The following is a 10,888-nucleotide window of genomic DNA, read 5'->3' on the forward strand; positions in this document are numbered from 1 at the left end:
GACGGGCCGATCCGGACCTCTCGGCGCGGCGGGACGCGGTGACGTACCCACCCCGGAGAGGCGCGATGTCACGCTCCGCCGGGCTCAGCCGACCCGGGCCCGGTCCCGGTGACCCGAGGGCATCCCGGCCGGCGGCGGCTCCGGCGGGCGCATCCGCGGCAGGAAACGCCCGGTGCGCTGTAGGTAGGCGCTGTACTCGTCGCCCAGGGCGCGGCCCAGGCCCGGCTCGTACACGGCGCGGGCCTGGATCTGCACCGCGACCAGGATGAGCACTCCGGCCAGCACGCCGATCAACGTCGGCGACATGGCCAGCATCCCGGCGCAGCCGACGATCAGGCCGGTCAGGCCGGGGTTGCGCACCCACCGGTAGAGCCCGCCGGTGGCCAGCACCGGACGCGCCCGGTCGGGGTCGTCCCCGGACCCGGCACCGGACGCCGCCCCGCTCCCGGTGTCACCCGCGGCCTCGGCCGCGCGGCTGCGCCACAACGAGCCCAGCTGCAGCTGCGCGAGTGCGACCACCGCGAATCCGAGCAGCAGCACCCCGGCCCCGAGGACGGCGACGCTCGGCGCGGACAACAGCGCGATCGGCTGCAGCACGTCCAGGGCCACCAGCACCGGCGCGGCGAAGCCGAGCACCGCGGCCAGCACGAACAGCGCCCGCGCCCACCAGGCCGGCGAGCCGGGGGTGCGCGGCGCGTTCAGCGTCCGGGGGTGCCGGACCGCGTGCGTGCGCCTGCGGACCAGCATCGTGACCGCGACCGCCGCCAGGCCGAGCCCCAGTGCGATCCACCCCGTCAGGTGGTGGTTGAGCAGGACGGCCATCGTCGTCCAGGCCTGCGGGCCGCCGAGCTGCCCGACCGCCTCGACGCCCAGCCACAGACCGAAGACCACGAACAGGGTGGCCGCGCCGACGGCGATGACCCGTTCCGGCAGGCGTCGGCCGAGGTGGCGCCCGACCACGATCGCGAGCGCGTCCGCGATCACCATGCCGACGGTCGAGCCGAGCCAGACGCCGAACCATCCGTGCTGGGTGGCCAGGGTGATCGTGGCCAGCATCGTCTTGTCGCCGAGCTCGGCGAGGAAGAACGCCACCGACGCGGCGACGACGGCCGAGCCGCCCGACTTCTGCGCCTTGGCCTCCTCGTCGTCGGAGAGCGAGTCGCCGCGCAGCGTCCAGGCCCCGAAGCCGAGGAACGCCACGGCCGCGACCAGCGAGATCCATCCGGTGGGGATCGCCGCGCCGAGGCCGTAGCCCACAGCCACCGAGACCAGGTGCACCACCGAGGTGGCGATCGTGATGCCGATCAGTACCGGCAGCGGCTTGTACCGCGTGGCGAAGGTCAGGGCCATGAGCTGGGACTTGTCGCCCAGCTCGGCCACGAAGATGACGCCGAAACTGATGAAGAACGCGGCCAGGAAGCCGTCCATGTCCATCCCTCGATCCCGGCCGGACCGAGGGGGAAGAACCGACCTCGATCCGGCTGTGCCAGATCGAAGGTCTCGCTCGCCTGGTGGTGCAGGCCGCGCGGCCGGGCGGCATCGAAGCCGCCAGTATGTCGACCGCAGCGTTGGGAGCTACTCCCCTTCGCTTACGGACGTCAGGCTACCGCACCGATCCCGAACTCCTCGACCCCTGAGGGCGGGCCGGGACCGAAGGTGTGAGGCGCTTCACCGGTCCGGTCGGCGCCGCGCTGGCTTCTCGCGCCGTCCGGGGCATACGTTCGAGTTCGTTGAGCTGACGTGATCGAGGAGGATCCCCATGCCCGAGGCCGTCGTCGTGGACGCCGTGCGTACCCCCATCGGGAAGCGGAGGGGATCGCTGGCCGACGTCCACCCGGCCGACCTGTCCGCGGCGGTGCTGACGGAGCTTGCCCGGCGCACCGGTCTCGACCCGAACCTGGTCGACGACGTCGTGTGGGGCTGCGTGAACCAGGTCGGTGACCAGGCGGCGCAGATCGGGCGCTACGCCGTGCTCGCCGCGGGCTGGCCGGAGACGGTGCCCGGGGTGACGATCAACCGTGCCTGCGGGTCCAGCCAGAGCTCGTTCGACTTCGCCGCGGGCATGGTGATGGCCGGGCAGTACGACGTCGTCGTGGCCGGTGGCGTGGAGTCGATGACACGGGTGCCGTTGGGCGCCGGGCGCGACCCCGAGCTGGGCCGCCCGTTCGGCCCGCTGGTGCGCGAGCGCTACGCCGCGGACCTGACCTCGGGCGAGTTCCCGAACGAGGACTTCAACCAGGGCGTCGGCGCGGAGCGGATCGCGAAGGACTGGGGCTTCTCCCGGGCCCGCCTGGACGAGTACGCCTCCCGCTCGCACTCGCTCGCCGCCGCTGCGATCGACGCCGGTGCCTTCGACGGACAGCTCGCCCCCGTGCCCGGCGCGCCCGGCTTCACCGCCGACGAGGGCCTGCGCCGCGGGACCACCCCGGAGACCCTGGCCGCGCTCAAGCCCTCGTTCACCGCCGACGGGGTGATCCACGCCGGGAACAGCTCGCAGATCTCCGACGGCGCGTCCGCCGTCCTGGTCATGACCCCGGAGCGGGCCAAGGAGCTCGGCATGACGCCGATCGCCCGCTACCACTCCGGCGCGGTGTCCGGCGCGGACCCGCTGCGGATGCTGACCGGCCCGATCCCGGCCACCCAGAAGGCGCTCAAGCGCTCCGGCCTGTCGATCGGCGACATCGGGACGTTCGAGGTGAACGAGGCGTTCGCGCCGGTCCCGCTGGCCTGGCAGGCCGAGCTGGGCGCCGAGACCGAGCGGATGAACCCGCTCGGCGGGGCGATCGCGGTCGGGCACCCGCTCGGCGGCTCCGGCACGATCCTGCTGACCCGCCTGGTGCACCACATGCGGGACAAGAACATCCGCTACGGCCTGCAGACCATGTGCGAGGGCGGCGGCACCGCCAACGCCACCATCCTCGAGCTTGTCTGACCCTCCCGCTCAGCCGCGGGTGCGCCGCCGGAACAGCGCGGCGGCCAGCGCGAACGACGCCAGCAGCAACCCGGCCTCCCAGGCCAGGGCCGACCACAGGGCCGGTCCGGCCGGGAGGCCGGCGAGCAGGGCGCGCACGGTCTCGATCACCGGCGTGACCGGCTGGTACCGCGCGAACGGCACCAGGAACGCCGGCATCGTCTGCACCGGCACGAACGCGCTGCTCAGGTAGGGTAGGAACAGCATCACGAACGTGGCGCCGTTCGCGCCCTGCACGCTGCGCGCGACCGTCCCGAGCGCAGCGGCCAGCCAGGACAGGGCCAGGACGTAGCCGAGGACGACGGCCGCGGCGGCGAGCCACCCGAGCGGCCCGGCCGCGGGCCGGAACCCCATCAGCAGCGCCACGACCACGACGACCGCGGTCGCCACCGCGTTGCGGGCGACGCTCGCGGTGACGTGCCCGACCAGCAGGGCCGAGGGCCGGATCGGCATCGACCGCAGACGGTCGATCATCCCGCCGGTCATGTCGTGCGCGACCGCGGGCGCGGTCGACGCGGCACCGAAGCCGGCGCAGAGCAGGACGATGCCGGGCACGACGTAGTCCAGGTAGGCGCCCCCGGTCTCGATCGCGCCGCCGAACACGTAGACGAACAACAGCATCATCATCAGTGGCAGGACCAGCGCCAGGACGACCATCTCGACGTCGCGGCGGGTGAGCCGGACGCTGCGCCCGATCAGGGTCGCCGCGTCGGACAGCGCGGCCCGGGTTCCCGTGTGCCGCGGTCGGACCGTGGCGGGGACGGTGGGCCGGGACGGGGCCGCCGAGGGGCCGGACGCCGGCGCGGTGGGGTATGCGGACATGGTCAGCTCCGGTCGTTCGCGGTGGTCAGGGTGCGGAAGACGTCGTCGAGGCCGGGGCGGTGCGCCGATACCCGTTCCGGCAACGTGCCGGCGGCGTCCAGCTCGGCGAGCAGCCGGTGCAGGTGCGCGGCGCTGCCGTCGGAGGCCAGGTCCAGCTCGCGGCGGCCGATGTCGCGCAGCGGGCCGAGATCGCGCAGCAGCTCCTGCGCCCGGTCCAGGCCCGGACCGTCGAAGGTCATCCGCAGCCGGGTGCCGCCGACCCGGGACTTGAGCTCGTCGGCCGTGCCGTCGGCGACGATCCGTCCCTCGTGCAGCACCGCGATCCGGTCGGCGAGCCGGTCGGCCTCGGGCAGGTACTGGGTGCTCAGCAGCACCGTCGTCCCGTCCGCGGCGAGCTCGCCGACGACGTCCCAGAGCTCGTCGCGGCTGACCGGGTCCAGACCCGTCGTCGGCTCGTCGAGCACGAGCACCGACGGGGACCCGACCAGGCTCATCGCCAGGTCCAGCCGGCGGCGCATCCCGCCGGAGAAGGTCCGGACGCGCCGGTCCGCCGCGGCACCGAGTGAGAACCGCTCCAGCAGCTCGGTCGCCCGCCCCCGCGCCGCCCGCCGGCCCAGGTGCATCAACCGCCCGGTCATCACCACGTTCTCCCGGCCGGTCTGCTCGTCGTCGAGGGCGGTGAACTGGCCGGTCAGGCTGAGCTCGCCGCGCACGGCCACCGGATCGGTGACGACCTCGTGCCCGGCCACCCGGACCGTCCCCCCGTGCGGTCGCAGCAGCGTCGCCACGATCCGGATCAGCGTCGTCTTCCCGGCCCCGTTCGGTCCCAGCAGCGCGAGCACGCGGGACGGCTCGGCATCGAGGTCCACCCCGTTGAGCACGGTGCGGTCGCCGAACGAGCGGCTCAGACCGCGGATCTGCACGCTCATCGCGCACCCGCCTCTCTTCTGTGTATGTTCGACGCAGTTTAGCGTGTGATATACGCAGTTCGGCAAGACTCGACCGCACTGCACGTGAGGCGTCCGTGGCAGGCTCGGACCCGTGCGGACGGACGAGGGAACGGCGGGGCCCGACGACGGGATCCCGGACGACGTCGCGCTGCTCTGGGGACGCCGGGGTGGCCCGCGCCGGGGTCCGCGACCGTCGCTGTCGGTCGCCGACATCACCCGGGCGGCGGTCGCCGTCGCGGACGCCGACGGGCTGGATGCGGTGTCGATGGCGCGGGTCGCCGCCGAGCTCGGCAACTCGACGATGGCGCTCTACCGGCATGTGCGCAGCAAGGACGAACTGCTCGCCCTGATGACCGACGCCGCGATGGAGTCACCGCCCGAACGGGAGCCCGACGGTGACTGGCGGGCCGGGCTGTACGCGTGGGCGCACGGCGTCGTCGCGGTGAGCCGCCGGCACCCCTGGTTCGCCCGGCTACCGGTCGGCGGGCCGCCGATCGGGCCGCACAACCTGGCCTGGCTCGACCGGGGCCTGGCCGAGCTGGAGCCGGTGGGGCTGCCGCCGGACGAGGCCGTCGCGATCGTCACCGGTCTGCTGATCTACACCCAGGGCGGGATCCGGCTGGGCGCCGAGCTGGCGGTCGGCTACGCCGCCGACCCGGACGCGTTCGGCGCGCGGTACGGCCGGCTCCTCGGCGCGCTGGTCGACCCGCACCGGATGCCGGCGCTGGCACGCGCGGTCGCCGCGGGCGTGTTCGACGGGACCGGCACCGCGTCGCCTCCCCCGGAGCACGACGCCACGGCCGGCGCCGAGTTCGAACTCGGGCTGACGTTCCTGCTGGACGGCATCGCCGCGCACATCGCCCGCCGCGGGACGCCCGGCCCGTAGGACCCCGGCCGCGACGCGACCCTGAGACACGGGCCACGACGGCACGGCGAATGGCGAACCGATTCCCAGGGCCGTCACAGGGTCGTCTCAGGGTCCCGGCGCACAGTGATTCGTATGCAGCAGGACGGGCACCGATCCGACATCACCGACGGCCAGGCCTCCACCGGTGACGCCCACACCGAGCCCGGTGCCCCGGCACGTCCTGCGCCCGAGCAGGAGGTAGCAGCCATGGGTCCGACCGACACCGACACCCGCGAGCAGGGGCCGAGCTCCCCGTACGGGCAGCCGTACGGGCAGGGCTCCGGGCAGGAGCCGCCCGCCGGTACCTGGGGTCACGGCTCACCCACCTCGACCTTCCCGCCCTACGGCGGCTCCGGGGCTCCCCCGACCTCGACCTACCCGCCGTTCGGCGTCGGGCCCACCCCTCCCCCGCGCCGCCCGCGCCGGGCGATGACCGGCATCGTGGCCGCGGCGCTGGCCGCGGGCCTGGTCGGTGGCGGCGTCGGTTTCGGCGGCGCCTACGCGCTGATGGACACCTCCGGCGGTGGGTCGACGGCGCTGAGCAGCGCGTCCAACCCGGCGTCGGCGAGCACGCCCGCCGACGGCACCGTCGCCGGCGCGGCCGCCAAGGCCATGCCGAGCACGGTCGACATCCAGGTCCGCACCGCGCAGGGCACCGCGGAGGGCAGCGGCGTCATCCTCACCTCCGACGGTGACGTCCTGACCAACAACCACGTGGTCTCCGGCGCCGAAGGAGGACAGATCTCGGTGACGTTGGCCGACGGCTCCTCGCACGCCGCCTCGGTGGTCGGCACCTCGCCCAGCTACGACCTGGCCGTGATCAAGCTCCAGGGCGTCTCCGGGCTCACCGCGGCCACCCTCGGACAGTCCGGCGACGTGCGGGTCGGCGAGCAGGTCGTCGCGATCGGATCGCCGCAGGGCCTGTCCGGCACCGTCACCGCCGGCATCGTCAGCGCGCAGAACCGGACCGTGACCGCGGGCGGGGAGGGCGAGTCCCCGGTCGTCTACAACGGCCTGCAGACCGACGCCCCGATCAACCAGGGCAACTCCGGCGGACCGCTGGTGAACCTGGCCGGGCAGGTCGTCGGCATCAACTCCGCGATCGCGACGTCCGGGCAGAACGCGGGCAGCATCGGCCTCGGCTTCGCGATCCCGGTGGACCAGGCCCGCCGGGTCGCCCAGGAGCTGATGACGAACGGCACCGCGACCAAGCCCCAGCTGGGTGTGCAGGGCGCCGTCGCCGGCTCGGGTTCCGGCGCCGCGACCGCGCCGACCGGCGGCGCCCAGATCTCCACCGTGGCGGCCGGCTCGGCGGCGGAGAAGGCCGGGCTCCGGGCCGGTGACGTGGTGACCAAGGTCGGCGATGCCCCGGTCAGCGACTTCACCGACCTCGTCGCCCGGATCGGCACCTACGCCCCCGGCGAGAACGTCACGCTCACCGTCACCTCCGGCGGCGACACCCGCACCGTCCCGGTCACCCTGGGCAGCGTCCCGGACCAGGCGGCCACCACCAGCAGCGGCGGCGCCACCCCCCAGGGCGGGAGCGGCTCGGGTGGCGGTGCCAGCCCGTTCGGCGGCATCGACCCGTTCGGCCAGGGAAGCCCGCTCGGCGGGAACTGACCCCCTCCGGGCCCCACCTACCGCCGGCCGGACGCGACACCCCCCTCCGTCGCGTCCGGCCGGTTCCTTCTGCGCGCCGGTGGACACACGCCGGCCGGCCGCTCACGCTGGCCGGAGTACGCAACGTCCGTGATGCCGCGACGGCACGGGCGCACCTCGTCGGGGAGGGGACGGCCATGACGCAGTCGGAGCGGACCGGCGCCGGGAAGCGACGCGGGATCGGGCTGGCGACGACGGTCGCCGCGGCCGGGGGCCTGCTGTTCGGCTACGACACCGGGGTGATCAGCGGCGCGCTGCTGTTCATCAAGCCGGAGTTCGGCCTCGGCGACGCCGGCCAGCAGGTGCTGGTGTCCGGGCTGCTGGCGGGGGCGCTGGTCGGCGCCCTGGCCGGCGGCGCGATCTCGGACTCGCTGGGCCGCAAGAAGACCCTGGTCGGCGTCGCGGCGGTGTTCCTGATCGGGGCGTTGCTGTCCGGCCTCGCGCCCGGGCTGACGACGCTGGTCGTCGCCCGGGTCGTGCTCGGCCTGTCGATCGGGGTCTCCTCGGTCTGCGTGCCGCTCTACATCGCCGAGATGGCCCCGAAGGAACGGCGCGGGCGCCTGGTCTCGATGAACCAGTTCCTGATCACGGTCGGGATCCTGCTGTCCTACCTGGTGAACTACGCGTTCGCGCCGATCGCGGGCTGGCGGTGGATGCTCGCGCTCGCCGCCGTCCCGGCGCTGGCGATGCTGATCGGGCTCGTCGGGGCGAGCGAGTCGCCGCGCTGGCTGGTGCTGCGCGGACGCGTCGACGAGGCCGTCGAGGTGCTGCGGGGCAGCCGGACCGCCGACGAGGCCCGCGCCGAGATCGACGAGATCGTCGGCACCGCCCGCGAGGAGCAGCGCTGGAGCTGGGCGGACCTGCGACGCCCGCAGCTGCGCCCCGCGCTGATGCTGGGCATCGGCGTCGCCGCGGTGAACCAGCTGGTCGGTGTGAACGCCGTCATCTACTACGCGCCGACGATCCTGCAGGGCGTGTTCGGCAGCGACGCCGGCGCGATCCTGGCGACCGTCGGGATCGGGGTCGTGAACGCCCTGGTCACGTTCGTGGCGTTGTCGCGGATCGACTCCTGGGGACGGCGCCCGCTGCTGCTCGGCGGGCTGGTCGCGGTCATCGGCTCGCTGGTCGCGCTCGTGGTGCTGTTCCTGCTGCCGAGCCAGGCCGGGGTGGTCGGGATCCTGATCGTGGTGGCGTTGTGCGTCTACATCGCGGCGTTCGCGGCCAGCCTGGGGATCGCGATCTGGCTGGTGAACTCGGAGGTGTTCCCGACCGGGGTGCGCGGCAAGGCGGGCGGACTCGGCGCGACCACGCACTGGGGCCTGGACCTGGTGATCGCCTCCACCACCCTGACCCTGATCACGAACCTCGGCGAGTCCGGGCTGTTCGCGATCTTCGCGGTGATCGGTGTGGCCGGGTTCGTGTTCCTGTACCGGCTGATGCCCGAGACGAAGGGCAAGAGCCTCGAACAGGTCGACGCCGAGCTGCAGGCCCGCGCCGGACGCCGCTGACGCCGGTCAGGACGCGCGGGCCCCACCGGCGCCCGAACCCCCGGCGGTCTCGGCGGTGGCCGGCAGCAGGTGCCCGAGGTCGGTGAGCCAGCCGCGCAGCACGCGGTGCAACTCCTCCGCCCCGACCGGCTCGCCGGGCTCGGCCCAGCTCGCGGGATGCAGCACGAAGGCCTCGTTCTGCGGTCCGCCCAGCCCGCCGTGCGACCCGACGTGCGGCTCGAACGGCGACGCGTCCTCGCGGACCGGGTCGTAGCGGCTGTTGACCATGATGTCGGCGCAGTGCGCGAACCCGTCCACCCGGGCGACCAGCGCCGCCGCGTGCGGGCCGTAGGGCCCGAGCGGGTCCTCGCCGGTGACGACGCCGTCGGCGAGGCGGTGCGTGCCGTCGCGGCCCAGCACCATCGGGCCGTCCTCCTCGCCGCGGACCAGCACGAACCCGACCCCGGGATGGTCGACCAGGCCGGGCAGCAGGTCCGGGTAGTCGCGCTCGATCCGCTCCAGCGGCACCCGGCCGTCGAGGGCGGTGAACGAGACCAGGGCGGTGTGCCCGGACGCGAGCACGACGACCTGCGGCGCGGCCCGGCTCGCCGGTGCGGGCCGGCCGGGCGGGATGCGGGACGGGTCGCGGTCCGCGCGGGTGCGCCGCGCCGTGAGCACCCGGGCCACCGGTCCCGCGCCGCTGCCCGCCTCAGCGAGCGTCGCGCCGAGCTGCCAGCCGTCCGCGCTGTGCGGGCCGCGGACCGGTTCCGGCCCACTGTCGGCCGGGTCCTCGCCGGGGACCCCGCACAGCCGCCCGACGACGTGCTCCACCGACTCGCCGAACCGGTCGGTGAACGCCTGGCCCTGGGTCTGGCCGTGGTCGGAGAGCACCACCAGCTCGTAGGGCCGCGGGGCGAGCGCCGCGGCGCGGTGCAGCCGCCCGATCTGCTGGTCGATCGCGCGCAGCACGTGCAGCGTGTCCGCGCGCTCGATGCCGGAGTGGTGGGCGACCTCGTCGTAGCCGACGAAGTCGGCGTAGGCCACCGGGCGCCCGGCCAGCATGTCCTCGATCAGCGCGGACACCAGGACGTCGCGGGCGACGACCGTCGTCCCGGCCCGGGCCAGCGGGTAGAGCCCGCCGCGGCGGATCCGCGGCCGGACGTCCGCGCGGCGCTGACGCGAGGCGTCGACGAGCTCGCGCACCACCTCGACCAGGGCGGCGACCGCCGTCCGCACGCCGTTCACCGGGTTGGCGAAGTAGGCGTAGTAGCCGGCGCCGATCCGGTCCGAGCGGACCCGCCCGCCGCGGGCGCGGGTCAGCAGCGGCACGGCGCTCAGCGTGAGGCTGACGTGCGCCGCGTCGCCGGTGAACAGGTTGCCCCGGCCTGCGCCGTCCTGGCTGAGCAGGCCGTGCCCGTCGGAGTGGCGTCGTTCGATCTCGGCCGCGTCGCCCGGCGAGGAGCAGGTGACGACCCGGCGGCGGTCCTTGTCGTACCAGCGGAAGCCGACGACGTCGTCGTTGTCGCCGTGCAGGATGCCGCACTGGCTGGCCCCGGTCTGCGCGCTCCAGTCGGTGTGCCACCCGGCGAGGCGGTGGCTGCCGTCGGTGAGCCAGCGGGCCAGGGTCGGCATCGTCCCGTCCCGGACCGCGCGCCGCAGCGTCGGCAGGCCCAGGCCGTCCACCTGCAGGAACAGCACGCCCGGCCGCGGTGAGCCGCCGCCCGCGTCACGACGGCGGGCCCGGAGCCCGGCACGTCGGAAGAAGATCTCGTCGGTGTCGACCGCCAGCAGGGCGCTGACCAGGACCGTGGCCAGCGCGGTCCCGAGGACGACGGCGAGCGCCTCCACCGGCCCGGCCAGCCGCACGCCGGGCACCACCGAGAACAGCGCCACCACGGCCACCGCCAGCAGCACCAGGGCGCCGAGACCGAACGTGTAGACCGCGACCGGCAACGCCACCCGCATCACCAGCGGCCAGACGACCGCCGCCAGCAGGCCCAGCAGCAGCGCGCACACCGGGGCCAGCCACCAGTGCTCCATGTCGAAGCCGGCCAGTGCGTCGTCGAGCACCCAGAGCGTCACGGCCGCGGCC

8 protein-coding genes are annotated in these 10,888 nt (G+C 74.5%); 4 read left to right on the plus strand and 4 right to left on the minus strand.

All coding sequences use genetic code 11. The features are described from left to right. Positions 1-84: 84 nt before the first annotated feature. Complete coding sequence (locus I4I78_RS24020; RefSeq protein WP_218613746.1) at positions 85-1,434, minus strand: TMEM165/GDT1 family protein; 1,350 nt, start codon at positions 1,432-1,434, stop codon at positions 85-87. Between the two features lie 325 nt (positions 1,435-1,759). Between I4I78_RS24020 and I4I78_RS24025 the strand changes: the two genes are divergently transcribed. Continuing rightward, on the plus strand, positions 1,760-2,932 hold the full coding sequence (locus I4I78_RS24025; RefSeq protein WP_218613747.1) for a thiolase family protein: 1,173 nt from the start codon (positions 1,760-1,762) through the stop codon (positions 2,930-2,932). Positions 2,933-2,941: 9 nt separating this feature from the next. Here the strand turns inward: I4I78_RS24025 and I4I78_RS24030 are convergent, their stop codons facing one another. Then, entirely contained in the window at positions 2,942-3,793 is an 852-nt protein-coding gene (locus I4I78_RS24030; protein WP_218613748.1) for an ABC transporter permease, read from the minus strand. 2 nt (positions 3,794-3,795) lie between these two features. Next, positions 3,796-4,722, minus strand: a complete 927-nt coding sequence (locus I4I78_RS24035) for an ABC transporter ATP-binding protein (protein WP_218613749.1) — start codon at positions 4,720-4,722, stop codon at positions 3,796-3,798. 112 nt (positions 4,723-4,834) lie between these two features. Between I4I78_RS24035 and I4I78_RS24040 the strand changes: the two genes are divergently transcribed. The 3 genes from I4I78_RS24040 (at position 4,835) to I4I78_RS24050 (ending at position 8,817) form a co-directional block, all read left to right on the plus strand. After that, positions 4,835-5,629, plus strand: a complete 795-nt coding sequence (locus tag I4I78_RS24040; protein WP_218613750.1) for a TetR/AcrR family transcriptional regulator — start codon at positions 4,835-4,837, stop codon at positions 5,627-5,629. Between the two features lie 114 nt (positions 5,630-5,743). Continuing rightward, positions 5,744-7,270, plus strand: a complete 1,527-nt coding sequence (locus tag I4I78_RS24045) for a S1C family serine protease (protein ID WP_226380330.1) — start codon at positions 5,744-5,746, stop codon at positions 7,268-7,270. 176 nt (positions 7,271-7,446) lie between these two features. Further along, positions 7,447-8,817: a sugar porter family MFS transporter gene (locus I4I78_RS24050; RefSeq protein ID WP_218613751.1), complete on the plus strand. Its 1,371-nt coding sequence runs from the start codon at positions 7,447-7,449 to the stop codon at positions 8,815-8,817. 6 nt (positions 8,818-8,823) lie between these two features. On the opposite strand, the gene I4I78_RS24055 is transcribed toward I4I78_RS24050, so the two are convergent. Then, positions 8,824-10,888: phage holin family protein (locus I4I78_RS24055; protein WP_218613752.1), on the minus strand; the 2,065-nt coding region annotated here is incomplete at its 5' end.

It is taken from the genome of Pseudonocardia sp. KRD291 (assembly GCF_019263595.1).
Taxonomy (GTDB): domain Bacteria; phylum Actinomycetota; class Actinomycetes; order Mycobacteriales; family Pseudonocardiaceae; genus Pseudonocardia.

Coding starts and splice junctions, on each gene's coding strand:
- I4I78_RS24050 (WP_218613751.1), top strand. CDS start 7,447: ATGACGCAGTCGGAGCGGACCGGCGCCGGGAAGCGACGCGGGATCGGG.
- I4I78_RS24045 (WP_226380330.1), top strand. CDS start 5,744: ATGCAGCAGGACGGGCACCGATCCGACATCACCGACGGCCAGGCCTCC.
- I4I78_RS24030 (WP_218613748.1), bottom strand. CDS start 3,793: ATGTCCGCATACCCCACCGCGCCGGCGTCCGGCCCCTCGGCGGCCCCG.
- I4I78_RS24035 (WP_218613749.1), bottom strand. CDS start 4,722: ATGAGCGTGCAGATCCGCGGTCTGAGCCGCTCGTTCGGCGACCGCACC.
- I4I78_RS24025 (WP_218613747.1), top strand. CDS start 1,760: ATGCCCGAGGCCGTCGTCGTGGACGCCGTGCGTACCCCCATCGGGAAG.
- I4I78_RS24020 (WP_218613746.1), bottom strand. CDS start 1,434: ATGGACATGGACGGCTTCCTGGCCGCGTTCTTCATCAGTTTCGGCGTC.